This window comes from Limnohabitans sp. (genome assembly GCF_023910625.1).
In the GTDB taxonomy this organism is placed as follows: Bacteria; Pseudomonadota; Gammaproteobacteria; order Burkholderiales; family Burkholderiaceae_C; genus Limnohabitans_A.
Map to the genome: position 1 here is coordinate 543,808 of NZ_JAAVVW010000003.1, position 23,745 is coordinate 567,552.

Consider the following 23,745-nt stretch of genomic DNA (forward strand, 5'->3'; position numbering starts at 1 on the left):
CCTTGGCGGGGTCTTTTTTTCATCGGGGCTTCATGCGTATGTAAGTCAGACATCGGCAAAGCCATGGCACAATACACCCTGTACTCAGGCCCTTCCCATGCCACAGTCGCATCCGCCAACCGGTTCAGCCGTGTCGCGGAAGGTAAATCTCAACCAACTAATGTTTCCCAAAGGGAAACGGAGGTCAGCGAAATATGAGCGAGACCAATTCCGTCTACGCTGCCTATCAAGGCAACACCTACTTGTTCGGCGGCAACGCCCCGTACGTCGAAGAGATGTACGAAAACTACCTGACCAACCCCGGTAGCGTGCCAGATTCCTGGCGCGATTATTTCGACGCCCTCCAGCACGTTCCTGCCGTCGATGGCTCCAGCGCCAAAGATGTGCCGCACCTGCCCGTAATCAATGCTTTCGCAGAGCGTGCCAAAGCTGGCGGCACCAAGGTCGTCATGGCCAGCGAAAACGTCGAGATGGGACGCAAGCGCACCGCCGTGCAGCAGTTGATCGCCGCATACCGCAACGTGGGCCAGCGCTGGGCCGACCTGGACCCGCTCAAGCGCACCGAGCGGCCCAACATTCCAGACCTCGATCCCGCTTTTTACGGCTTTTCCGATGCAGACCAGGAAACCGTTTTCGATACCAGCAACACCTTTTTCGGCAAGAACAACATGTCCTTGCGCGAGCTTTTGAATGCGTTGCGCGAGACTTATTGCGGTACCCTGGGTGCCGAGTACATGTACACCACCGAGCAGGCCGAAAAGCGCTGGTGGCAGCAAAAGCTCGAGAGCATTCGCAGCAAGCCCAACTTCACAGCCGAGAAGAAAAAGCAAATCCTGGACCGCCTGACCGCTGCTGAAGGCCTGGAGCGTTACCTGCACACCAAATACGTTGGCCAAAAGCGTTTCTCCTTGGAAGGTGGCGAGAGCTTCATCGCCGCCATGGACGAGTTGATCCAGTCCGCCGGCGCGCAAGGCGTGCAGGAGGTAGTGATCGGGATGGCACACCGTGGTCGCTTGAATGTGTTGGTCAACACCATGGGCAAGTTGCCAGCGGATCTGTTTGCCGAATTCGACCACACGGCACCCGAAGATCTGCCTGCCGGGGACGTCAAATACCACCAAGGCTTCAGCTCGGATGTGAACACCGTTGGCGGCCCTGTGCACTTGTCCCTGGCATTCAACCCCTCGCATCTGGAAATCGTCAACCCTGTGGTGGAAGGCTCTGTGCGCGCCCGCATGGACCGCCGAGGCGATCCGCTGGGCAAACAAGTGTTGCCTGTTCTGGTGCACGGTGACGCGGCCTTTGGTGGCCAAGGTGTGAATCAGGAAACTTTTGCGCTGGCGCAAACCCGGGGTTATTCCACCGGTGGCACGGTGCACATCATCATCAACAACCAGATCGGCTTTACCACGTCCGACCCTCGCGACATGCGCTCTAGCGTGTTTTGTACCGACATCGTCAAGATGGTCGAGGCTCCGGTATTGCACGTCAACGGCGACGACCCGGAAGCCGTGGTTTTGGCCACGCAGTTGGCGCTCGAATACCGCATGACCTTCCGCAAGGATGTGGTGCTGGACGTGGTCTGCTTCCGTAAACTGGGTCACAACGAGCAGGACACCCCCGCGCTGACACAGCCGCTGATGTACAAAAAAATCGCGGCGCACCCCGGCACACGCAAGCTTTTTGCGGACAAACTGGCAGCTCAAGGTCTCGGCGACACCTTGGGTGACGACATGGCCAAGACTTACCGGGCCGCTTTGGACGCTGGTAAAAACACGACCGAACCTGTCTTGACCAACTTCAAGACCCAGTTCACCGTGGACTGGGCGCCCTTCATGGGCAAGAAATGGACCGATGCGGGCGACACCTCGATCCCATTGGCCGACTGGAAGCGCCTGTCCGAGAAAATCTCGACCATCCCCGATTCGGTCACGCCACATCAATTGGTCAAGAAGGTCTATGACGACCGCGCTGCCATGGGCCGTGGCGAAATCCCTGTGGACTGGGGCATGGGCGAGCACATGGCCTTCGCCTCTTTGGTGGCCAGTGGCTACCCCGTGCGCCTGTCGGGCGAAGATTGCGGCCGTGGCACGTTCACACACCGCCACGCGGTCATTCACGACCAAAAGCGGGAAAAGTGGGACACAGGTACATATGTGGCTCTGCAAAACGTGTCTGACAAGCAGGCACCGTTTGTGGTCATTGACTCGATCCTGTCCGAAGAAGCCGTGCTCGGCTTTGAATACGGCTATGCCTCGAATGACCCCAACACCCTGGTGGTCTGGGAGGCCCAGTTCGGCGACTTTGCCAACGGTGCACAGGTGGTGATCGACCAGTTCATCGCCTCCGGTGAAGTCAAGTGGGGCCGTGTGAATGGCCTGACCTTGATGCTGCCACACGGCTACGAAGGCCAGGGCCCCGAGCACAGCTCAGCCCGTGTGGAGCGCTTCATGCAGTTGGCTGCAGACACCAACATGCAGTTGGTACAGCCGACCACCGCCAGCCAGATTTTCCATGTGCTGCGCCGCCAGATGGTGCGTGACCTGCGCAAGCCGCTGGTGATCTTTACGCCCAAGTCGCTATTGCGCAACAAGGACGCGACATCTCCCGTTTCCGAATTCACCAAAGGCAGCTTCCAGACCGTCATTGGAGAGACCAGGGACATCAAGGCCGAGAAGGTCAAACGTGTGATCGCTTGCTCTGGCAAGGTTTACTACGATCTGGTCAAGAGCCGTGAGGCCAAAGGTGCTGACGAAGTGGTCATCATCCGTTTAGAGCAGCTTTATCCTTTTCCGCACAAGTCGTTTGCTGCAGAGCTCAAAAAGTACCCCAATGCCTCCGATGTGGTGTGGTGCCAAGACGAGCCGCAAAACCAGGGTGCCTGGTTCTTCATCCAGCACAACATCCACGAAAACATGCAAAGTGGTCAGCGCCTGGGATATGCAGGCCGTGCCGCATCCGCATCGCCTGCCGTGGGCTATTCACACCTGCATCAGGATCAGCAAAAAGCGCTGATCGAAGCCGCTTTCTCCAAGCTCAAAGGCTTCGTGCTGACCAAGTGATTCCCCCGAACAACCGCGCGTTACAACTTTAAAGAGAATTCAAAATGGCTATCGTAGAAGTCAAAGTGCCCCAATTGTCCGAGTCAGTTGCCGAGGCCACCATGCTGCAGTGGAAGAAGAAAGTCGGCGACACCGTTGCGGCTGATGAAATCCTGATTGAGATCGAAACCGACAAGGTGGTGCTCGAAGTGCCCGCCCCCTCGGCTGGCGTGTTGTCTGAAGTTCTGGTGGGCGATGGAGGCACCGTTGCAGCGGATCAATTGATCGCACGCATCGACACCGAGGGCAAAGTGGCCGCCGCAGCGCCTGCTCAAGCTGCACCTGCTGCCAGCTCGGCGCCAGCTGCTGCGCCTGCAACCACGAGCACCAGCATGGCCGTTGTGGCCATGCCCGCTGCAGCCAAGCTGATGGCCGACAACAGTCTGGCCGCTGGCTCGGTGCCTGGCACCGGCAAAGACGGACGCGTGACCAAGGGCGATGTGCTGGCTGCAGTGGCCGGTGGCGTCAAAACGACTGCCGCGGTGATCCCCACGGGTGTGCCCACCAAGGCCTTGCCGCAGGTGTCTGGCCCGGCGGTTGATTTGGGCGAGCGCCCCGAGCAGCGCGTGCCCATGACGCGTCTGCGTGCCCGTGTGGCCGAGCGTTTGCTGCAATCGCAATCGACCAACGCCATCCTGACGACGTTCAACGAAATCAACATGGCTCCGGTCATGGACATGCGCAAGCGCATGCAAGAGCGCTTCGAGAAGGAACATGGCTGCAAGCTGGGCTTCATGAGCTTTTTCGTCAAGGCCGCTGTGCACGCCCTCAAGAAGTTCCCCGTGCTCAACGCCTCGGTGGATGGAAACGACATCGTTTACCACGGCTACTTCGACATCGGCATCGCGGTGGGTTCGCCCCGTGGTCTGGTGGTGCCCATCTTGCGCAACGCCGACCAGATGAGCTTTGCCGACATCGAGAAAAAGATCGCTGAATTTGGCCAAAAAGCCAAAGACGGCAAGCTGGGCATGGAAGAGATGACCGGCGGCACCTTCTCGATTTCCAACGGCGGCACCTTCGGCTCGATGATGTCCACCCCCATCATCAACCCACCCCAGTCGGCCATTTTGGGCGTTCACGCGACCAAGGATCGTGCCATGGTGGAAAACGGCCAGGTCGTGGTTCGCCCCATGAACTACTTCGCCATGTCGTACGACCACCGCATCATCGACGGCCGCGAAGCTGTCTTGGGCTTGGTCGCCATGAAAGAAGCGCTGGAAGATCCAGCCCGCTTGCTGTTCGACATCTGAACCCCCCTTGTTTTGAATGCCCCTGCCCAGGGGGCGTTTTCCATCCAGAAGACCCATTCCATGAGCAAACAATTCGACGTCGTCGTCATCGGCGGTGGCCCCGGTGGCTACATTGCGGCCATTCGCGCCGCGCAACTCGGTTTCCAGGTCGCCTGTATCGACGAATGGAAAAACGCAGCCGGTGGCCCAGCGCCCGGCGGCACCTGCACCAACGTGGGCTGCATCCCGTCCAAGGCTTTGTTGCAGTCCAGCGAACACTTTGAGCACGCCAACCACCACTTCGCAGACCACGGCATCACTGCCAAGGACGTGAAGATGGACGTGGCCAAGATGCTGGCGCGCAAAGACACCGTGGTGAAGCAAAACAACGATGGCATTCTTTACCTGCTCAAGAAAAACAAGGTCACCTTTTTCCACGGTCGCGGCAGCTTTGCTGGCCAAGCTGAAGGCGGCTATGCCATCAACGTGGCTGGAAAGACCGAAGAGGCCATCACGGCCAAGCAAGTGATCATCGCCACCGGCTCCAACGCGCGTGCTCTGCCTGGCACGCCGTTTGACGAAGTCAATGTGTTGTCCAACGATGGCGCTTTGCGCGTGGGCGCAGTGCCCAAGAAGCTAGCCCTGATCGGCTCCGGCGTGATCGGTCTGGAAATGGGTTCGGTCTGGCGCCGTCTGGGCGCAGAAGTCACCATCCTCGAAGGTCTGCCGACTTTCCTGGGGGCCGTGGACGAGCAAATCGCCAAGGAAGCCAAGAAGGCTTTCGACAAACAAGGCCTGAAGATCGAGCTGGGCGTGAAAGTTGGCGAGATCGTCAACGGCAAGAAGGGCGTGACTGTCCACTACACCAACGCCAAGGGCGAAGCCGTGGCGCTGGACGCCGACAAGCTGATCATCTCGATCGGCCGCGTGCCCAACACCATCGGTTTGAACACCGAAGCGGTCGGCCTGCAACTGGACGAACGCGGCGCGATCGTGGTGGACTCGGATTGCAAAACCAACCTGCCCGGCGTGTGGGCGGTGGGTGATGTGGTGCGCGGCCCGATGCTGGCGCACAAAGCCGAAGAAGAGGGCGTGGCCGTGGCCGAGCGCATCGCAGGTCAGCACGGTCATGTCAACTTCAACACCATCCCTTGGGTCATTTACACCAGCCCCGAGATCGCTTGGGTGGGTCGCACCGAGCAGCAGCTCAAAGCCGATGGCGTGGCCTACAAGGCGGGTTCGTTCCCGTTCTTGGCCAATGGCCGTGCCCGTGCTTTGGGCGACACGACGGGCATGGTGAAAATGCTGGCCGATGCGACCACCGACGAAATCCTGGGTGTGCACATCGTGGGCCCACAAGCCAGCGAGTTGATCGCCGAGGCTGTGGTGGCCATGGAGTTCCGTGCCAGCGCCGAAGACATCGCCCGCATTTGCCACGCGCACCCGTCCTTGAGCGAGTCGACCAAAGAGGCGGCTTTGGCGGTGGACAAGCGGACCTTGAACTTTTGAGCCCATCCCCCGTGCTGCAGAGCGGTTTGGGATGAGTTGGGGTAAAGTTCCACAGCCCTGCAAACCCGGGCCTGCCCTGGTTTTTGTGATGAGAAATCAAAAGTCCCACCCTCATGTCCGTTCGTGAAGTTTACGACGCTGAATTGCAAAAGCGTGCTTACCAAAGCGATCCTGCTCAGATCAGGGCGATCGAGGCTTTGGAGCGCTGTGCGACAGAGTGGACGGCCTACAAATCCAGCCGCACCGGCTTATTGGGTAAATTTTTTGCCCGTACAGAGATTCCCAAAGGCGTATACATGTTTGGGGGTGTGGGGCGTGGCAAAAGCTTTCTCATGGATTGTTTTTTTGCTGCTGTTCCGATTGAACGGAAAACCAGGTTGCACTTTCATGAATTCATGCGAGAGGTGCATCGCGAGTTGACCGCCATTCAAGGAACGGTCAACCCCTTGGATGAGTTGGGTAAACGCATGGCCAAGCGTTACCAGCTGATTTGCTTTGATGAGTTTCATGTGGCCGACATCACCGATGCCATGATCTTGCACCGTCTTCTGGAAGCGCTTTTTGAGAACGGTGTGGGCTTTGTGACAACGTCCAATTTTGAGCCGGATGGCCTATATCCCGATGGCTTGCACCGCGACCGCATCTTGCCCGCCATTGCCCTGTTGAATGAGCGCATGCAGGTGCTCAATGTGGACAATGGCACTGACTACCGCCGACGCACATTAGAAATGGTCAAGCTTTACCATTCGCCATTGGGTGCACAGGCTGACGCAGAGATGAACGATGCCTTCAACCGTCTGGCTACGGGTCCCGACGAAGGTCCAGTTTTGCACATCGAAGCGCGTGAGATCACCGCCAAACGGCGTGCCGGGGACGTGGTGTGGTTTGACTTCAAGACTATTTGTGGTGGACCGCGTTCGCAAAATGATTACCTCGAAATTGCCACTCTGTACCACACGGTTTTGCTGAGTAACGTGCCGCAAATGCCGATCAGCATGGCGTCTGAAGCGCGTCGCTTTACTTGGTTGGTTGATGTGCTCTACGACAGACGCGTCAAACTCATCATGTCGGCCGCAGTCGAACCCGAGGCGCTGTACGCATCTGGCCCCATGTCACATGAGTTTCCGCGTACGGTTTCACGTTTGCACGAGATGCAGTCCAGTGAATTCCTGGCTTTGGAACACAGAGCCGTGGACACCCGCCTCACATGATGCTGCGTGTTGTGAGCCTGGCCTTTTTGGGGATTGCAACTATGGGTCTGCAGGGTGTGTCTTTCGCACAAACCACGGTTCAATTTGATCCGTCCCCCTTTTCTTTGTCGGCGGTGGATTCACTTGATGGTCTGCAAGTACCGGAGTTCATCGCCCAGCAAAGGCAGTCTTTGGCAATGCAGCGAGATGCGGTTTTGCGGGCTGATACAAAACTGCAAGCCGATTGCTGGCAGAAATTTGCAGTGAATGCTTGTTTGATCGAAGCCCGTCGGGTCCGCAGGCAAGCCCTGGACCCCTTGACGCAGCGCGAATTGGTGCTCAATGAACAAGAGCGCCTGTGGAAAACCGAGCAAAGGGAAAAGCGCTTGCAAGGGAAGCAGTTCGATAATCGGGACAAGCCATGAGTCAGCCCCCAAAGCCTGTGCTGCCTTCGGCCCAAACGCTGGAGTTGAACGCTCTTCAGCAGCGTTTGCTTGAATTCCAAATTCAACATGGAGAACTTGACGCACTGATCGACCAGGCGTCGGCGATCAATGACATCGATGAATTGAGCCTTCGGCGGATGAAAAAGAAACGCTTGGCACTGCGCGATCAGATTGCTTTGCTGCAGTTGCAATCGACACCCAAGGAGCCTGCTTGAACCTTCTGGATAAACGGGTTGCCGAAGCCTTGTCCAACCATGGGGTATTGGCTCATGCGGTGCCAGGTTTTCAGCCCAGACAGGGGCAAAGCGACATGGCCATGGCGGTCAGTCGTACTCTTCAAGCGGGCGGACAGCTGGTGGTAGAGGCTGGTACGGGTACAGGCAAAACCTATGCTTATCTGGTGCCTGTGTTGCTGAGTGGTCAGCGCGCTTTGGTTTCCACCGCCACCAAGGCCTTGCAAGACCAATTGTTTTCGCGTGACATTCCGCGCCTGATAGATGCGTTGGGATTGCCCATTCGGATCGCTTTGCTCAAAGGCCGTTCCAATTACCTTTGCCTTCATCGCATGGCTCAAGCCAGGAACAGCCACGAGCTGGACCATCCTGGTTCACTAACGGCATTGGCCAAGATTGAATCCTGGGCCCAGTCCACTCGCACTGGTGACCTTGCTGAGATGTCCGGGCTGGATGAACGTTCGCCATTGCGGCCATTGGTGACCTCGACCCGCGACAATTGCCTGGGCTCGGCTTGTCCAAGCTATCGTGCTTGCCATGTCAATTTGGCACGCAAAGAAGCCATGGCTGCGGATGTGGTGGTCATTAACCACCATTTGTTCTTTGCCGATTTGTCGGTGCGCGAGTCTGGCGTGGCCGAGTTGTTGCCAACAGTTCGCATCACGGTGTTTGATGAAGCTCACCAGCTCAATGAAATCGGGGTAAATTTTTTAGGGCAGCAATTGTCCACCGTTCAATTGCACGAACTGGTTCGAGATGTGATGGCAACAGGTTTGCAGCTGGCACGGGGTCTCGTCGATTGGCAGACATTGACCGCAAAGTTGGAAAAGTCTGTACGCGATTGGCGTTTGTCAGCAGGAGTGCACCGGGGCGGTGCGCGCTTGCGCTGGATCAGCCAACTGCCAGACGGCGTCAACCCTCAGGAATGGACCTTGAGTTTGCAGATCTTGACCCAGTCCTTGTTGGATTTGCAAAAGGGTTTGGACATGGTCAGCGAGCTGGCGCCTGATTTTCAGCGTCTTTGCGACCGCAACCGAGAATTGCTTGAACGTGTCGCATTGTTCACCACTGCACCCAATCCAGAGGGGGTTCGCTGGGTTGAAGTTGGTGCGCAATTGCGTGTGGTGGAGTCTCCATTGGATATTGCTCAGGCTTTTGAGGCTTTGATGCGCTCAACTGATCCCAAGTTCGCCACGCACGCCTTGTCCCGGCCCATGTCGCAAGAGGTGCATAGGCCAGATGTCCAGGAAAGAGCGCTGGAGGAGGGGGCTCTCGCAATCAAGACTTCACCGGGCTTGGCTCAACGAGCCTGGATTTTCACTTCAGCCACTTTGGGTGACGAGGCGAGTTTGCGCTGGTTTACAGAGCCTTGCGGTCTGGTTTCTGCCGAGGTCATGCAGGTCAGCAGTCCCTTTGATTATGCACAACAAGCTGCTGTGTATGTGCCGTCACATCTGCCACGTCCAGGTGATCCGGACCATGTCCGGCAAGTTGCGAGTCTGGTGCTGGAAAGTCTGGCCATTCTCGGTGGAAGAACCTTGGTGCTGACCACTACCCTGTTTGCGATGCGTAGCATTGGCGAGCAGTTGCAGGCTCAAGCGGATGCAAGGTTCGAAGTGCTGGTGCAGGGTCAAAGTCCCAAGCGCCGTTTGATGGAGCGTTTTCGAGACGGTGGCGGCGTTGGCGATCCGCAGGGACGATCGGGATGTGTCTTGGTGGCATCGGCTTCCTTTTGGGAGGGCTTTGATGTGCCCGGGGATGCTCTGCAGTTGGTTGTGATCGACAAGTTGCCATTCCCCCCCCCAGATGACCCGCTTTTCGAAGCGCGCAGCCAGCGCATGACTCAACAAGGGAAAAGCCCCTTTGCAGACCATGCCTTGCCTGAAGCGGCCGTGTCTCTCAAGCAGGGTGCCGGGCGCTTGATACGGAGTGAACTCGACAGGGGAATTTTGGTGGTGTGTGACACCCGTTTGCGTGCAATGTCTTACGGTCGACGCTTGCTGAGCGCATTGCCGCCTATGCGCCGACTTGAAAAGCACCAAGATTTTTTAGAAGCGCTGAGTCAACTCACCAAGGAAGCCAGCGGTTTTTAGCCTTGGCAGGACTGGTGGACTGGAGATAAATGGATTGCGGGTAGGTTTTGCGCAAGACGCGCTGGGCATCGTCGCGAAGCACCACCATGCCCATTGCATCGTAGGATTTCACCAAAATCGCCAAGGCCTCTTCGATGGCGGGCACACCGTCATAGTCAGAGATGGCTAGTTGCGCCCTATTGATGGCCGCCACATGGGCTCCACGCTTGGCGTAGTAGCGCGCCACATGAACTTCATAGGCCGCCAATGAATTGACCACATGCCTCATCCGTTGGCGCGCATCTGGGCTGTATTTGGAGTCTGGAAACCGTGTAGTCAGCTCCAGAAATGACTCATAGGAGTCCTTGGCTGCTTTCTGGTCCCGCTCGGAAAGGTCTTGCCGTTTAATGAAAGAAAAAAGCCCGAGGTTGTCATTGAAATTCACCAGCCCCTTCAGATAAAGCGCATAGTCAATTGCTGGGCTGGTGGGGTGCAAACGGATGAATCGGTCCAGGGTTGCCGATGCTTGGATTTTATTGCCCGTTTTGTACTGGGCAAAAGCCATGTCGATTTGCGCTTGCTGGGCCAGGACTGTTCCAGCGGCGCGACCTTCGAGTTTTTCATAATAGCTAATCGCTTTGTCCCAAGCTCCAGCACTGACCTCATCACGTGCTTCGCTGTAGATTTTTTCAGGCGTCCATGCCGTGGTCGGGTCTTTGGGATTGTTGGCGCAGCCAGTCAGAAAGAGTCCCGTAGCCAATAAAAGACTGGCCGGAACCATCGATAATCTGAAGCTTTGCATCTGTAACACCTTGGAACTGTTGAACACTTTGATTATATCGACCTACTCCGAAATCGACGATCCGGTTCACGCACTGGACGATTCTGATCGCCTCCTTGAAAACATCCAGGAGGTCAGACAGGTTTGTGTTCCAGCTTCGCTGCATGGGCAACGATTGGATCGGGTTGTCGCACAACTGGTCCCAGAGTTTTCGCGTAGTTTTTTGCAGCAAATGATCGAGCACGGTGATGCTCTGGTGGATGGTCGGGTGACCACCAAGGCTTCTTCCAAAGTGCGTTTGGGCCATCAAATCCGGATCACCCTGAGGGCCACGCCTCAATCCCAAGCGTTTGTTCCTGAAACGATGCACATCGATGTGGTTTACGAGGATGACCATTTACGTATCATCCAAAAACCAGCGGGGCTGGTCGTGCATCCCGCGCCTGGGCACTGGGGGGGGACCTTGCTCAATGGGCTTTTGGCCTGGGACTCCAAAGCCAGCGAGGTGCCTCGGGCTGGCATTGTTCATCGTTTGGACAAGGACACCAGCGGACTGATGGTGGTGGCCCGAACACGACTGGCCATGGATGCCTTGGTGGCTCAAATTGCCGCTCGTCAGGTGCACCGTCAGTATTTGGCGATTGCGCACGAATGTTGGTCGGGTCCTGCTCAAAGATTTGTGGATGCTGCGATTGGCAGAGACCCCGGTAACCGCTTGCGCATGGCGGTTGTGAATTTGCCCCAACAGTCCGGCAAACCTGCTTCAACGACTTTGGATTTATTGGCGCAAGGTCAGCGCTGTTGCTTGGTCCAGTGCACTTTACACACAGGACGTACTCACCAAATCAGGGTCCATATGGCTCATCTGGGGCATCCGCTGGTGGGTGATATTGTTTATGGTGGAAGGGAGATGGCCGGAATGACGCGTCAGGCCCTGCATGCTTGGCGTCTTGCGTTTGTTCACCCGATCACGGGTATCGACATCGACCTCAGAACAGATTGCCCGGCGGACATGGCTGCTGCTTTGGAACCATTGGGCCTCCGCTACAATCCAAGCACTGATTTTTGATCATTGCATCTCCCATGCAGCTACATGCTTGACAGTCAAACTTTTGGCTGAACTTGTTACGCCATGGTGACTGCCTCTCCCCAACCTCGCCGTGAGGCGTTTTTTCCGAAAGATCGGCACCATGATGACGGCGCAAGCCAAGCGTGTCCTGGAAACGGCCTTGCTCACCGCAGGTCAACCTTTGTCCTTGCGCCATTTACGGGTGCTTTTCGACGATGAGCTGGGGGCCGACTCCCTGCGGCTGATGTTGCAAGAGCTCGAATTGGAATGGGCTACCAAGGGCTTGGAGTTGACCCATGTAGCCAGCGGTTGGCGCTTTCAGAGTCGGCCTGAGTTGCGCAGTTATCTTGATCGCCTACATCCCGAAAAACCGCCCAAATACACCCGTGCCGTTCTTGAAACCTTGGCCATCATCGCCTACAGGCAGCCGGTCACCCGAGGCGACATGGAGGACATTCGAGGGGTAACTATCGGTTCTCAGATCATCAAGCAATTGGAAGACCGGGGCTGGGTGGAGGTGATCGGTCATCGTGAAACAGTGGGGCGGCCGAGTTTGTTCGCCACAACACGACAGTTTCTGGATGACCTGGGTTTGGATTCCTTGGATCAGTTACCCCTTTTGTCTGAAGCTGATCCCCAGATCACGGCCCTAGCCAGTGTGCTGGAAGATGAGTCCATACAAGCCAATTTGTCTCTTGAGGATCATCTAGCCGACCACCCTTTGGACCATTCCTTGGTTTCTGATGTGACCGGTTTAACCCACTTTGCCCCGACAGATGGGGACGAAAATCCAAATCAATGAGCGATCGCATTTCCCAAGCCCCCAACCCCAACCCGGGTGTTGATGCCAACCGCAAGTCGCTTGCCGGCTCGCAGCCCCTGACCGTTACATTCAAGCCGATTGTCTTGGCCGATGTGGTTTCGGGAGAGTATGACAAAGAAGAGGGCAGGGATGTTTTGAACGATGAGATGGGCAAACGCGTATTGCCCCCTCAATTGGACTCGCCCAAATTGCACAAGGTGCTGGCCCAGGCGGGCATGGGCTCTCGCTTGGAGATGGAAAAACTCATCGCCGAAGGGCGCATTGCCGTGAACAACGAGATGGCCCATGTTGGCCAGCGTGTTCAATACGGTGACCAGATCAAGGTGGACGGCAAGCCCATCCGTATCCGCATCGACCCGTCGCCAGCACGCGTGATTGCATACCACAAGCCTGCCGGCGAAATCGTCAGCCACGACGATCCACAAAACCGCCCCTCGGTGTTTCGCAAACTGCCCCGCTTGCACAATGGCAAATGGCAGTCGGTGGGGCGCCTGGATCTGAACACCGAAGGTTTGCTCCTGTTCACCAGTTTGGGCGAATTGGCCAACAAACTGATGCACCCGCGTTTTGGGCTGGAGCGCGAATACGCCGTGCGCGTTCTGGGAGCCTTGAGCAAGGAAGAAAAACAAAAATTACTGGACGGCGTGATGCTGGAAGACGGCCTGGCACAGTTCGGCTCGATCGAAGACGGCGGCGGCGAAGGTTCCAATTGCTGGTACCGCGTGACCATTTCTGAAGGCCGTAATCGAGAAGTGCGTCGCATGATGGATGCCGTGGGCCATGCTGTTAGCCGCCTCATCCGCATCCGCTATGGTTCGATGGTTCTGCCCCACGGCTTGCGCCGTGGGGCCTGGTTGGAGCTGGACGAAGCCGACATTCGTTCCCTGATGCGGGCAGCGGGTACCAGGGAACGCTCACAACCTTTCAACGATCAGTCGGCTCGCAACCATCGAAACGACCGCCGCCCCCGTACCGGGGGGCAGGGCAGGGCGGGTTCAGCCGTTCCGCGTGCCAAACCGGTCGCCAGAACCCAGCAAATGCAGGGAGGCGTCGACTTGCACGCCAAGTCCGATGCGCCAAAAGCACAAGCCAAATACATTGGTGCAGACAGCTTTAACCGTCTTAAGAAGGCTAAAGGTGAAGCAGGTCGTGGCGGTCGGGGCAGTTCGGGCCGCAGCCGTTGAAACCCTCTGTCTGCACGGCTGCACGCGGCTGGCCCGATTCCCACGGGTACTGAAGGACTTCACAGGCTTTGATCGGTTCCGCTCAGGTTAGAATGAGTGGCTTTGCCGCTGGGCATAAATGCATTTAAAACTTTATTCTGTCACTGGAAACATCATGGCCATCGAACGTACCCTCTCCATCATCAAACCCGACGCCGTTGCCAAAAACGTGATCGGCCAGATCTACGCCCGCTTCGAAGCTGCTGGCCTGAAAGTGGTTGCCGCCAAAATGGCCCATTTGTCGCGCGGGGAAGCCGAGCAGTTTTATGCTGTGCACAAAGAGCGTCCCTTCTTCAAGGACTTAGTGGACTTCATGGTTTCCGGCCCTGTCATGATCCAAGCCCTGCAAGGCGAAAACGCCATTGCTAAAAATCGCGACCTGATGGGAGCCACCGACCCCAAGAAGGCCGCCACCGGCACCATCCGCGCTGACTTTGCAGACAGCATCGACGCCAACGCCGTGCACGGCTCTGACGCCCCCGAAACCGCTGCCGCTGAAGTTGCCTTCTTCTTCCCCGGCATGAATGTTTACGCACGCTGATCGTGACGCGCCTTCTGCGCTGCCCGGTGCTCCATGACGGCCAACCTTCTTGAATTTGACCTTGAAGGTCTGGCCGTTTTTTGTGACGGTTTGGGGGAAAAGCGCTTTCGGGCTACCCAGTTGTTCCGCGCGATTCACCAGCGCGGCAACTCTGACTTCGATCAAATGAGCGATTTGGCCAAGTCCTTGCGCCATAAGCTCAAATCAAACGCCCACATCGCAGCCATGCCCGTGATTGGTCAGCACGTCTCCACCGACGGCACCATCAAGTGGCTGTTCAATGTGGGCGATGGCAACGCCATTGAAACGGTGTTTATTCCCGAAGACGATCGGGGCACCTTGTGTATTTCTTCCCAAGCTGGTTGCGCGGTGGGGTGCCGCTTTTGCTCCACTGGCCATCAGGGCTTCAGCCGCAACCTGAGTACGGGCGAGATCTTGGCCCAGCTGTGGTTTGCCGAGCACTTTTTGCGCCAACACTTGTCAACCGATGAACGCGTCATCTCCAACGTGGTGATGATGGGCATGGGAGAACCGCTGCAAAACTATTCGGCATTGGTGCCCGCCTTGCGCGCTATGCTTGATGTCCATGGCTATGGCCTGTCGCGTCGCCGAGTTACGGTGTCCACTTCGGGTGTGGTGCCTTTGATTGAGCGCCTTTCGCTTGACTGTCCTGTGGCGCTGGCGGTCTCGCTGCACGCCCCCAACGATAAGCTGCGCGACTACCTGGTGCCGCTCAACCGCAAATACCCACTGGATGAACTGATGCAGGCCTGCATTGGCTACTTGGCCCATGCCCCGCGCGATTTCATCACGTTCGAGTATTGCATGCTTGACGGCGTCAATGACCAGCCCGAGCACGCCAGCCAGTTGATTGACCTGGTGCAAAAACACGCGCGTCATGGTCTGCGCAGCAAGTTCAACCTGATCCCATTCAACCCCTTTCCAGCCTCGGGTTTACTGCGCTCTCCCCAGGCTCGAGTTCAGGTTTTTGCCAAAAATCTTCAAGACGCGGGTTTGGTGACTACCGTGCGCAAAACCCGGGGTGACGACATCGATGCTGCCTGCGGTCAATTGGCGGGTGATGTGAAAGACCGCACTCAGGTGCAATCGCGCATGGCCCGGCAGCGCACTGTCCGCTTGGTTCCATTCTCCACGATGATTCAACAGGAGGCATTTCATGACAAATAGCCCTGAGTTTGAGGTCAAAAATCATTTGACGGCAGGTCAGTTGTTGCGGCAGGCCCGGCTACTGGCTGGCGTGCATCTTGCGGTTTTGTCATCTCATCTGAAAGTACCTGTCCGAGAATTGGAAGCCCTGGAGGCCGATGAGTTGGATCCCGGTAAAGGGCCGTTTTTTTACCGTGGGCTGGCTTCCAGCATGTGCAGGCAGTTGAATACCGATCCACGCCCCATTCTGGATGGTTTGCCTCAGTTGCCGGGGCAACTTTCTGCTCGTAAAACTTCAAAGTTACCCTATGACGCCTTGCTTGAGGGGGCCCGCCGCCGCCCGTCTTTTTGGCAAGTGTTTTCCGCCAAGGTCTTTTGGTTGGGGTTCTTGTTGTTTGCATTGACGGTTTCATTCTTGTGGATGCCTTCACCATCCGAGTGGGCAATCTGGGACAGGTTGAATCTCACTCTATTCAACAAGCCCTCCTCAGATCAAATCACTCAAGAGGACAACTTGCAGACGTCCCCTGTGCCCGCGCCGGCCATTGCCCCCGCGGCTGAGGGCAAAGATTCCTCAGAAGCTCCTGCACCATCAGCGCCCACCTCCAATGCGCTCAATCCTGCAACGGTTATGCCTTTGATGGCAGCCGATTCACCCATGAAAAGCGCAAACACTGGCCCCGCGGCGTCACCGGGCACAGTGCCTTGGGTTTTCAGAGCCAAAGGAGAAAGCTGGCTTGAGCTTCGAAATACGCGAGATGCAGTTATTTGGAGTGGGACCCTGAAAGAAGGAGATGTCATACGCATCGACAGCCCTTTGCCTGTTCGGGTGGTGGTAGGGCGTGCTCAGGTGGTCAGTGCCACCTTGCGTGGTCAGCTTTTTGACCTTGGCCCGCATACCCAACTGACAGTTGCCCGTTTTGAAGTGAAGGATTAACCATGCGCTCATTCGCCCATTCTTCCTCTGAAACAGCCATTGAAATCGCCAAACCTCTCAAAAGAGTGAGTCGTCAGTCCTGTGTGGTTTGGGGCTCCAAGGTGGTGACCGTGGGGGGCGGTGCTCCGGTCCGGGTCCAATCCATGACGAACACCGACACAACTGACGTGATTGGGACTGCCATACAAGTCAAAGAATTGACCATTGCAGGCTCCGAGATGGTGCGCATCACGGTCAATACACCTGAAGCGGCAGAGGCGGTACCACACATTCGCGAACAGCTCGACAAGATGGGCATCGACGTTCCCTTGATCGGCGATTTCCATTACAACGGGCACCGTTTGTTGACCGATTACCCTGCTTGTGCAGAGGCTTTGTCCAAATACCGCATCAATCCTGGCAATGTGGGCAAAGGGGACAAACGTGACCTTCAATTCGGACAAATGATTGAAGCTGCCATGCGATGGAACAAACCTATCCGTATTGGTGTGAATTGGGGCAGCCTCGACCAGGAGCTCTTGGCTCAATTGATGGACGCAAATAGTTTGCGATCAAGTCCCTGGGAGTCCCGCCAAGTCATGTACGAGGCCTTGATTTCGTCGGCCATTTCCTCTGCACAAAGAGCCGAGCAAATGGGCTTGCCAGGCTCACAAATCACGCTGTCCTGCAAAGTGTCAGGGGTGCAGGATTTGATCTCGGTTTACCGCGAGTTGGGCAGGCGCACCGACTATGTTTTGCATTTGGGCTTGACCGAAGCGGGCATGGGCACCAAAGGCACCGTAGCCTCTGCTGCAGCTTTGTCCGTTTTGCTGCAAGAAGGGATTGGCGACACCATTCGTGTCTCGCTCACGCCTCAGCCGGGTGAAGCCCGCACGCAAGAGGTGGTGATCGCGTCTGAGATTTTGCAGTCGCTGGGCTTGCGCATTTTTGTGCCCAGCGTGACGGCTTGCCCAGGCTGCGGTCGCACCACCAGCAGCACTTTCCAGGAGCTGGCCAAGCAGATTGACGACTTTTTACGTGCCCAGATGCCTGTCTGGCGTGTGCGCTACCCTGGAGTCGAAAACCTCAAGGTGGCCGTGATGGGCTGCATCGTGAACGGACCAGGTGAAAGCAAGCATGCCGATATTGGCATCAGCCTGCCGGGCACGGGCGAAGCGCCTGCGGCTCCGGTCTTCATCGACGGCGAAAAACGCCTGACGCTGCGCGGTGAAGGCATTGCGCAAGAGTTTCAGGTGCTGGTTGAAAACTACATTGCGAACCGTTTCGGTTCAGCAACTGCTGAGACAAAATGATCGAGCCGTTGAAAGAAAACGCCCCCAAGGTTGAAAAGGTGGCCAAGGCCCAAAAGCTGGTCGGCGTCAAGGGCATGAACGACATCCTGCCGCCCGACTCGGCGCGTTGGGAATGGCTGGAGCAGCAAGTGCGCGCCTTGATGGCGCGTTATGCCTACCGCAACGTGCGTTTGCCCATTGTTGAGCCCACGGCCTTGTTTGTGCGCGGCCTGGGTGAGGTGACCGACATCGTTGAAAAGGAGATGTACTCCTTTGAAGACCGCCTGAATGGCGAACAACTCACCCTGCGCCCCGAGGGGACAGCAGGACTTGTGCGCGCTGTGGTCGAGCACAACCTGCTTTACGAAGGCGGCAAGCGCCTGTATTACATGGGCCCCATGTTCCGCCATGAGCGCCCGCAGCGCGGTCGCTACCGCCAGTTTCACCAAGTCGGTGCCGAGGTGCTGGGTTTTGGCGGGGCGGAGGTGGATGCCGAACTCATCTTGCTGGCCAATGACCTGTGGAAGGTGTTGGGCCTGAAAGATGTGCGCCTGGAACTCAACAGCTTGGGCCAACCCGCAGAGCGTCAAGCCCACCGCGCAGCCTTGATTGCCCACCTTGAAAAGCACAGCGATGTGCTGGACGAAGAAGCCAAGCGCCGGCTGCACACCAACCCGCTGCGCATCCTGGACACCAAGAACCCGGCCATGCAAAGCGTGGTGGAGGCGGCCCCCCGTTTGCTCGACTTTTTGGGTGAAGCGTCCTTGGCCCATTTCAATGCAGTCAAAGCCATTCTGGATGCCAATGGGGTGGCCTACAGCATCAACCCGCGCCTGGTGCGCGGCATGGACTACTACAACCTCACGGTGTTTGAATTCGTCACCACCCGCCTGGGCTCGCAAGGCACCATCTGCGGCGGTGGCCGTTATGACTACCTGGTTGAGCAAATTGGCGGCAAACCCTCCGCGGCCGTGGGCTGGGCCTTGGGTGTCGAGCGGGTACTTGAACTCATCAAGGAGCAGGGCGAGGACTTGCCCGATCTGGCTCCCGATGTGTACGCTATCATCCCCGAAACCGCCGCTTTGCCGGTGGCCATGCAGGTGCTGCAGAGCTTGCGCGCTTGTGGCGTGTCGGCTCAGATGCATTCTGGCTCGGGTGACGGCATGGGCAGCATGAAGTCCCAGTTCAAAAAAGCCGATGCCTCGGGTGCGCGTTTCGCCCTGGTCTTCGGTGCCGAAGAATTGGCCCAAGGCCTGGTGGCGGTCAAATCGCTGCGTGACGGTGAAGGTGCCCAGCGAACCGAGCCGCTGAACACTGCGGCCGCGTGGGCCCACAGCCTACAATCCGCGCTTTGAAGCGCTCAACCTTTTAATCACACCATGGCCAAAGCCCTCGACCTTGAAGAACAAGAACAACTCGACCAGATCAAACACTTCTGGAAGAAATACGGCAACCTGATTTCCTGGGTGTTGATTGTCGTTTTGGGCGGCTACGCGGCTTGGAATGGTTACCAATACTGGGAACGCAACCAGGCAGCCAAAGCAGCCGTGTTGTTCGATGAGGTCGAGCGCGCAGTTTCTGCCAACGATTTGGCTCGTGTTCAACGGACATTGGCGGACATGAAAGACAAGTTTCCAAAAACCTTGTTTGCTCATCAGGCTGCTCTGATGGCGGCCAAATCACTTCATGCCCATGGCAAAACCGACGAGACTCGTACAACACTTAAATGGGTGATCGATGCTGCCCCTGATTCTGCCTACCGTGACATCGCTCGACTCCGCTTGGCGGGTATTTTGTTGGATGCTGGTGTACAGGACGAGGCGTTGAGCCTCTTGGCTCAGCCGTTGGCCCCTTCGTTGAAGGGCTTGGCTTTTGATCTCCAGGGCGATATCCGGATGAGCAAAAATCAGAAGGATGAAGCCCTGACTGCCTACCGCAATGCGTGGCAGTTTCTGGAGGACATCCCGGACTACCGTCGCCTTGTCGAGGCCAAACTCAATGCCATGGGGGTCGACCCTCAATTTTCGGAACCTGCAGGAAACTCAAAGTGATGTTTTTTCTGAAGTCTGTACTCTCGCGTGTCTCAGCCGCTGCGGCATTGTCAATGTTGATCGCTTGCTCCAGTTCGCCTGAAAAGCCCAAAGCCTCACCCTTGCCGGTGGTCAGTGGCAGCTTCAAAATCCAAAGTGTCTGGAGGAGCCAGATCGGTTCAACTTCAACACACCTGTTGACTTCTGTTCACGGACAGCACATTGCAATGGCATCGACGCAGGGCCAACTGGCCTTGATCGATGCACAAAATGGTCAGGATATTTGGCGCTTGAAACTGAGCGCCCCCATACAAGCGGGTGTGGGTGGGGATGGTCGCCGATTTGCAGTGGTCACTCAAAACAACGAGTTGGTGGTGGTCGAATCCGGCAGGATTCTTTGGCGTCATCAACTGTCAGCACTGTCCTATACGCCGCCACTGGTGGCGGGTGAGCGGGTTTTTGTGTTGACAGGCGACCGCACCGTCACGGCCTTTGATGCCGAGACGGGGCGGCGTCTATGGGGTCAGCAACGCGCCACTGAACCACTTTTGCTTCGCCAGGCAGGTCTTTTGATTCCGATGGAAGACAATTTACTGGTGGGCTTGGGAGGACGTCTGGTTTCATTCAATCCAATGAATGGTGCTGTTCGTTGGGAAACCTTGATTGGGTCCACCCGGGGTACCAACGAAGTGGAGCGGCTGGTGGACCTTGTAGCCGGAGCCAGTCGTCAGGGCCAGACCCTGTGTGTACGGTCCTTCCAGACCTCGGTGGCTTGCCTCAATGGACTCAATGGGCGGCTCAATTGGACACGGCCAGCCCAAGGTCACCAAGGACTCGATGGCAGTGACAATTTTCTGTTGGGGACCGAGTCGGATGGTAAGGTGCTGGCATGGCAACGCAGTAGCGGAACGCCACTGTGGGCGCAGGAAGCCTTGCGTTTCCGTGGACTGAGCATGCCTTCTTCCTGGAAGAGACAGGTGGTGGTGGGCGATCAGGAAGGCTGGATCCATTTTCTGGGCCTAGAGGATGGCCTGCCTGTGCAGCGGGTTGCCACCGACGGTAGCGCCATCATGGGTAAACCCATGATAGTAGGCCAAACTTTGGTGGTGGTGACGCGCGCCGGTTCTGTCTTTGGTTTTCGCTCTGAGTGATAGATCGGATATTTTTTTAAGTGAAACCTGTACTGGCCCTTGTTGGCCGCCCCAATGTGGGCAAATCCACGCTGTTCAACCGTCTGACCCAAACCCGGGACGCCATCGTCGCCGATTTTGCAGGTTTGACCCGTGATCGTCATTACGGCAATGGCAAGCTAGGCCGTCAAGAATTCATTGTGATCGACACCGGGGGCTTTGAGCCCGATGCAAGCAGCGGGATCTACAAAGAGATGGCCAAGCAAACGCAGCAAGCAGTGGCCGAGGCGGATGTGGTTTTTTTTGTGGTTGATGCACGGGGTGGGCTGTCGGCCCAAGACCATGACATTGCTACATACCTGCGCAAGATCGGTAAGCCTTGTTTACTTGTGGCCAACAAGGCAGAAGGCATGCGCGAAGGCATTCAACTGAGTGAGTTCTATGAGCTGGGTTTGGGTGAGGTGATTGCCATCTCGGCCTCCCACGGTCAGGGCACGCGCGGATTGGTGGAGTTGGCTTTCGGGCTGCTTCATTTGCCAGACGAGCCACAAGACGCTGTCGAGGACCCAAGCCTTGTCAGGCTTGCTGTCGCTGGACGCCCTAACGTGGGCAAGTCCACCCTGATCAACACCTGGCTAGGAGAGGAGCGCTTGGTGGCATTTGACATGCCGGGCACCACGCGGGATGCGATCAGCGTTCCTTTTGAGCGGCAAGGTCAGAAATTCGAGCTGATTGACACGGCCGGTTTGCGCCGTAAAGGCAAGGTTTTCGAGGCCATTGAAAAGTTCTCGGTGGTCAAAACCCTGCAAGCGATTGAATCGGCCAACGTGGTCTTGCTGTTGCTGGACGCCGAGCAGGGCGTGACCGATCAGGACGCGCACATAGCGGGCTACGCCCTTGAAAGTGGCCGCGCCATGGTGTTGGCCGTGAACAAATGGGATGCGGTCGATGACTACCAGCGTCAATGGGTGCAGCGATCGATTGAAAACCGCCTGCCATTTTTGGGCTTTGCCAACATGCACTTCATTTCGGCCAAAAAGCGCCAAGGCTTGGGCCCTGTGTGGGCTTCCATTGTGCAGGCCCACAAATCGGCCATGTGCAAGATGAGCACCCCCATCCTGACACGCTTGTTGCTAGAGGCGGTGCAGTTCCAAAGCCCCCAGCGTGGCGGCATGTACCGTCCCAAACTGCGTTACGCCCACCAAGGTGGCATGAATCCACCGGTCATCGTGATCCACGGCAACTCACTGGAACACGTGACCGACACCTACAAGCGTTTCCTGGAAGGGCGTTTTCGAAAGGCTTTCAATTTGTCGGGCACACCCTTGCGAATTGAGATGAAAACGTCCTCAAACCCGTTCGCTGACAAGGAAACCGCCTGAATGATGAGGAAATCTTGCCATTTGCTTAAATGGACGAGAGCCCTGTGGTAAGGTCGACGCTTTCAAACTTCTGAACACGGAGAATATCGTGAGCAACAAAGGCCAACTTTTGCAAGACCCTTTTTTGAATGCCCTGCGCAAAGAACATGTGCCTGTGTCGATTTACTTGGTCAATGGCATCAAACTTCAGGGCCAAATCGAGTCTTTTGATCAATACGTTGTGCTTTTGCGCAATACTGTGACACAGATGGTCTACAAACATGCGATTTCGACCATCGTTCCAGGCCGTTCGGTGACCTTCAGCACCCCTGAAACAGGAGAAATCACGGCTTGATTTTGAATCGCGTATTTTGGCGCTCAGCCGGTCAGCCTATAGTGACTGAGTGTGATTGAATCACCCTTGTCCATGGATGTGCCCACCGTGCTGGTCGGTGTTGACTTTGGTTTGCCTCACTTTGATGCCGACTTGCTGGAGTTGGGCTTGCTTGCCAAAACAGGTGGTCTTCGTCCAGTGGCGCGTTTGACCTGTAAGCGTAAAGCCCCGGATGCAGCGCTTTTTGTGGGCTGCGGCAAAGCCGATGAAATCAAGCAGGTGGCCCTGATGCATGGGGCTATTGAGGTTTTGTTTGACCAAGCCCTGAGCCCGGCACAGCAGCGCAATCTGGAACGCCACATCGGTTTACCTGTTAACGACCGGACTTTGCTGATCCTGGAAATTTTTGCCCAGCGCGCCCGCAGCCACGAGGGCAAGCTGCAAGTCGAGTTGGCCCGACAACAGTACCTGAGCACCCGTCTGGTGCGCCGCTGGTCGCACTTGGAGCGGCAAAGTGGTGGTATTGGCATGCGGGGTGGTCCGGGTGAAACCCAAATCGAGCTGGACCGCCGCATGATCAACGACTCGATCAAGCGAATCAAGGAGCGTTTGCTCAAGGTCAAAAAGCAGCGCAACACCCAGCGGCGACAGCGCGAGCGGCGCGACACCTTCAACATTTCGCTGGTGGGCTACACCAACGCGGGCAAATCCACACTGTTCAATGCCCTGGTCAAGGCCCGCGCCTTTGCCGCCGACCAGTTGTTTGCCACCTTGGACACCACCACGCGCCAGCTCTATTTGGGCGAGGCGGGTCGCTCGGTTTCCTTGTCGGACACGGTGGGTTTCATCCGTGATTTGCCGCACGGTCTGGTCGAAGCCTTCCAGGCCACACTGCAAGAGGCAACCGAAGCCGATCTGCTGCTGCATGTGGTGGACGCCGCCAACCCGGATTTTCCGGAGCAAATGGCCGAGGTGCAAAAAGTGCTGGCAGAGATCGGTGCCGATCAGGTGCCGCAACTGGTGGTCTTCAACAAACTCGATGCCTTGGCCGCTGAGCGTTACCCCTTGCAGATGCAAGACCAGTACGAACTCGATGGCGAGCCCGTGCCGCGTGTTTTTTTGAGCGCGCGAAGTGGTGAGGGTTTGGCCCTTTTGCGCACGGCGCTGGCCGATATCGTCAAGGCGGCCCTGCCGTCCACCGATTCGCCCGAGCCCGATCCCCGTGACTTGAACCGGGAATATCCCGGTGACCTGCCTTAAGTGGCCCTTAAATTCGGCACAATGCTGTTTCGTCCTCC

At 56.8% G+C, this 23,745-nt stretch carries 21 protein-coding genes; 20 read left to right on the top strand and 1 reads right to left on the bottom strand.

Going from position 1 to position 23,745, the window contains the following annotated elements; genetic code table 11:
* The first annotated feature begins 194 nt into the window (after nt 1-194).
* The 7 genes from HEQ17_RS05705 to HEQ17_RS05735 all read left to right on the top strand — a co-directional run bounded on the left by HEQ17_RS05705 (nt 195) and on the right by HEQ17_RS05735 (nt 9,801).
* On the top strand, nt 195-3,062 hold the full coding sequence (locus tag HEQ17_RS05705) for a 2-oxoglutarate dehydrogenase E1 component (RefSeq protein WP_296291841.1): 2,868 nt from the start codon (nt 195-197) through the stop codon (nt 3,060-3,062).
* A 44-nt stretch (nt 3,063-3,106) separates the two neighbouring features.
* A complete protein-coding gene (gene odhB, locus HEQ17_RS05710) occupies nt 3,107-4,351 on the top strand; it encodes a 2-oxoglutarate dehydrogenase complex dihydrolipoyllysine-residue succinyltransferase (protein WP_296291842.1) in 1,245 nt (414 codons plus the stop codon).
* A 60-nt stretch (nt 4,352-4,411) separates the two neighbouring features.
* On the top strand, nt 4,412-5,839 hold the full coding sequence (gene lpdA, locus HEQ17_RS05715) for a dihydrolipoyl dehydrogenase (protein WP_296291843.1): 1,428 nt from the start codon (nt 4,412-4,414) through the stop codon (nt 5,837-5,839).
* Nucleotides 5,840-5,952: 113 nt separating this feature from the next.
* A complete protein-coding gene (gene zapE / locus HEQ17_RS05720) occupies nt 5,953-7,050 on the top strand; it encodes a cell division protein ZapE (protein ID WP_296291844.1) in 1,098 nt (365 codons plus the stop codon).
* Entirely contained in the window at nt 7,047-7,454 is a 408-nt protein-coding gene (locus HEQ17_RS05725; RefSeq protein ID WP_296291845.1) for a hypothetical protein, read from the top strand. The genes zapE and HEQ17_RS05725 overlap by 4 nt, the downstream gene beginning before the upstream one ends.
* Nucleotides 7,451-7,690: a YdcH family protein gene (locus tag HEQ17_RS05730; protein ID WP_296291846.1), complete on the top strand. Its 240-nt coding sequence runs from the start codon at nt 7,451-7,453 to the stop codon at nt 7,688-7,690. Before HEQ17_RS05725 ends, HEQ17_RS05730 begins: the two co-directional genes overlap by 4 nt.
* Nucleotides 7,687-9,801 (top strand): ATP-dependent DNA helicase, encoded by a 2,115-nt coding sequence (locus HEQ17_RS05735; protein WP_296291847.1) that lies wholly within the window; start codon nt 7,687-7,689, stop codon nt 9,799-9,801. Before HEQ17_RS05730 ends, HEQ17_RS05735 begins: the two co-directional genes overlap by 4 nt.
* On the opposite strand, the gene HEQ17_RS05740 is transcribed toward HEQ17_RS05735, so the two are convergent.
* Nucleotides 9,776-10,582, bottom strand: a complete 807-nt coding sequence (locus HEQ17_RS05740; protein WP_296291848.1) for an outer membrane protein assembly factor BamD — start codon at nt 10,580-10,582, stop codon at nt 9,776-9,778. The genes HEQ17_RS05735 and HEQ17_RS05740 overlap by 26 nt on opposite strands.
* 52 nt (nt 10,583-10,634) lie before the next feature.
* On the opposite strand from HEQ17_RS05740, the gene HEQ17_RS05745 reads away from it, so the two are divergent.
* The 13 genes from HEQ17_RS05745 (at nt 10,635) to hflX (ending at nt 23,707) form a co-directional block, all read left to right on the top strand.
* Nucleotides 10,635-11,630, top strand: coding sequence for an RluA family pseudouridine synthase (locus HEQ17_RS05745; RefSeq protein ID WP_296293682.1), 996 nt, complete (start codon nt 10,635-10,637; stop codon nt 11,628-11,630).
* A gap of 121 nt (nt 11,631-11,751) precedes the next feature.
* Nucleotides 11,752-12,432, top strand: coding sequence for an SMC-Scp complex subunit ScpB (scpB, locus tag HEQ17_RS05750; protein ID WP_296291849.1), 681 nt, complete (start codon nt 11,752-11,754; stop codon nt 12,430-12,432).
* A complete protein-coding gene (locus tag HEQ17_RS05755; RefSeq protein ID WP_296291850.1) occupies nt 12,429-13,637 on the top strand; it encodes a pseudouridine synthase in 1,209 nt (402 codons plus the stop codon). The genes scpB and HEQ17_RS05755 overlap by 4 nt, the downstream gene beginning before the upstream one ends.
* A 154-nt stretch (nt 13,638-13,791) precedes the next feature.
* A complete protein-coding gene (ndk, locus tag HEQ17_RS05760) occupies nt 13,792-14,217 on the top strand; it encodes a nucleoside-diphosphate kinase (protein WP_296291851.1) in 426 nt (141 codons plus the stop codon).
* Nucleotides 14,218-14,250: 33 nt separating this feature from the next.
* Nucleotides 14,251-15,405, top strand: coding sequence for a 23S rRNA (adenine(2503)-C(2))-methyltransferase RlmN (rlmN, locus tag HEQ17_RS05765; RefSeq protein ID WP_296291852.1), 1,155 nt, complete (start codon nt 14,251-14,253; stop codon nt 15,403-15,405).
* Complete coding sequence (locus tag HEQ17_RS05770; RefSeq protein ID WP_296291853.1) at nt 15,395-16,321, top strand: helix-turn-helix domain-containing protein; 927 nt, start codon at nt 15,395-15,397, stop codon at nt 16,319-16,321. The genes rlmN and HEQ17_RS05770 overlap by 11 nt, the downstream gene beginning before the upstream one ends.
* A 2-nt stretch (nt 16,322-16,323) precedes the next feature.
* Nucleotides 16,324-17,613, top strand: a complete 1,290-nt coding sequence (gene ispG, locus HEQ17_RS05775) for a flavodoxin-dependent (E)-4-hydroxy-3-methylbut-2-enyl-diphosphate synthase (protein WP_296291854.1) — start codon at nt 16,324-16,326, stop codon at nt 17,611-17,613.
* Nucleotides 17,610-18,947 carry a histidine--tRNA ligase gene (hisS, locus tag HEQ17_RS05780; RefSeq protein WP_296291855.1) on the top strand — a complete coding sequence of 446 codons (1,338 nt, stop codon included), beginning with the start codon at nt 17,610-17,612 and terminating at the stop codon, nt 18,945-18,947. The genes ispG and hisS overlap by 4 nt, the downstream gene beginning before the upstream one ends.
* A 24-nt stretch (nt 18,948-18,971) precedes the next feature.
* The gene (locus tag HEQ17_RS05785) at nt 18,972-19,643 is read left to right on the top strand and encodes a tetratricopeptide repeat protein (RefSeq protein ID WP_296291856.1); all 672 of its coding nucleotides are present in this window, start codon (nt 18,972-18,974) and stop codon (nt 19,641-19,643) included.
* Entirely contained in the window at nt 19,643-20,773 is a 1,131-nt protein-coding gene (gene bamB / locus HEQ17_RS05790; RefSeq protein ID WP_296293683.1) for an outer membrane protein assembly factor BamB, read from the top strand. The genes HEQ17_RS05785 and bamB overlap by 1 nt, the downstream gene beginning before the upstream one ends.
* Nucleotides 20,774-20,793: 20 nt before the next feature.
* On the top strand, nt 20,794-22,134 hold the full coding sequence (der, locus tag HEQ17_RS05795) for a ribosome biogenesis GTPase Der (protein WP_296291857.1): 1,341 nt from the start codon (nt 20,794-20,796) through the stop codon (nt 22,132-22,134).
* A 70-nt stretch (nt 22,135-22,204) separates the two neighbouring features.
* Nucleotides 22,205-22,468 carry an RNA chaperone Hfq gene (gene hfq, locus HEQ17_RS05800; RefSeq protein WP_040506060.1) on the top strand — a complete coding sequence of 88 codons (264 nt, stop codon included), beginning with the start codon at nt 22,205-22,207 and terminating at the stop codon, nt 22,466-22,468.
* Nucleotides 22,469-22,540: 72 nt separating this feature from the next.
* Complete coding sequence (hflX, locus tag HEQ17_RS05805; RefSeq protein WP_296293684.1) at nt 22,541-23,707, top strand: GTPase HflX; 1,167 nt, start codon at nt 22,541-22,543, stop codon at nt 23,705-23,707.
* The last annotated feature ends 38 nt before the right edge of the window (nt 23,708-23,745 follow it).

Excerpts from the sequence above, each read along its gene's own strand:
- HEQ17_RS05705 (WP_296291841.1), top strand. The coding sequence starts at position 195 with ATGAGCGAGACCAATTCCGTCTACGCTGCCTATCAAGGCAACACCTAC.
- odhB (WP_296291842.1), top strand. The coding sequence starts at position 3,107 with ATGGCTATCGTAGAAGTCAAAGTGCCCCAATTGTCCGAGTCAGTTGCC.
- lpdA (WP_296291843.1), top strand. The coding sequence starts at position 4,412 with ATGAGCAAACAATTCGACGTCGTCGTCATCGGCGGTGGCCCCGGTGGC.
- zapE (WP_296291844.1), top strand. The coding sequence starts at position 5,953 with ATGTCCGTTCGTGAAGTTTACGACGCTGAATTGCAAAAGCGTGCTTAC.
- HEQ17_RS05725 (WP_296291845.1), top strand. The coding sequence starts at position 7,047 with ATGATGCTGCGTGTTGTGAGCCTGGCCTTTTTGGGGATTGCAACTATG.
- HEQ17_RS05730 (WP_296291846.1), top strand. The coding sequence starts at position 7,451 with ATGAGTCAGCCCCCAAAGCCTGTGCTGCCTTCGGCCCAAACGCTGGAG.
- HEQ17_RS05740 (WP_296291848.1), bottom strand. The coding sequence starts at position 10,582 with ATGCAAAGCTTCAGATTATCGATGGTTCCGGCCAGTCTTTTATTGGCT.
- scpB (WP_296291849.1), top strand. The coding sequence starts at position 11,752 with ATGATGACGGCGCAAGCCAAGCGTGTCCTGGAAACGGCCTTGCTCACC.
- HEQ17_RS05755 (WP_296291850.1), top strand. The coding sequence starts at position 12,429 with ATGAGCGATCGCATTTCCCAAGCCCCCAACCCCAACCCGGGTGTTGAT.
- ndk (WP_296291851.1), top strand. The coding sequence starts at position 13,792 with ATGGCCATCGAACGTACCCTCTCCATCATCAAACCCGACGCCGTTGCC.
- rlmN (WP_296291852.1), top strand. The coding sequence starts at position 14,251 with ATGACGGCCAACCTTCTTGAATTTGACCTTGAAGGTCTGGCCGTTTTT.
- HEQ17_RS05770 (WP_296291853.1), top strand. The coding sequence starts at position 15,395 with ATGACAAATAGCCCTGAGTTTGAGGTCAAAAATCATTTGACGGCAGGT.
- ispG (WP_296291854.1), top strand. The coding sequence starts at position 16,324 with ATGCGCTCATTCGCCCATTCTTCCTCTGAAACAGCCATTGAAATCGCC.
- hisS (WP_296291855.1), top strand. The coding sequence starts at position 17,610 with ATGATCGAGCCGTTGAAAGAAAACGCCCCCAAGGTTGAAAAGGTGGCC.
- HEQ17_RS05785 (WP_296291856.1), top strand. The coding sequence starts at position 18,972 with ATGGCCAAAGCCCTCGACCTTGAAGAACAAGAACAACTCGACCAGATC.
- bamB (WP_296293683.1), top strand. The coding sequence starts at position 19,643 with ATGTTTTTTCTGAAGTCTGTACTCTCGCGTGTCTCAGCCGCTGCGGCA.
- hflX (WP_296293684.1), top strand. The coding sequence starts at position 22,541 with ATGGATGTGCCCACCGTGCTGGTCGGTGTTGACTTTGGTTTGCCTCAC.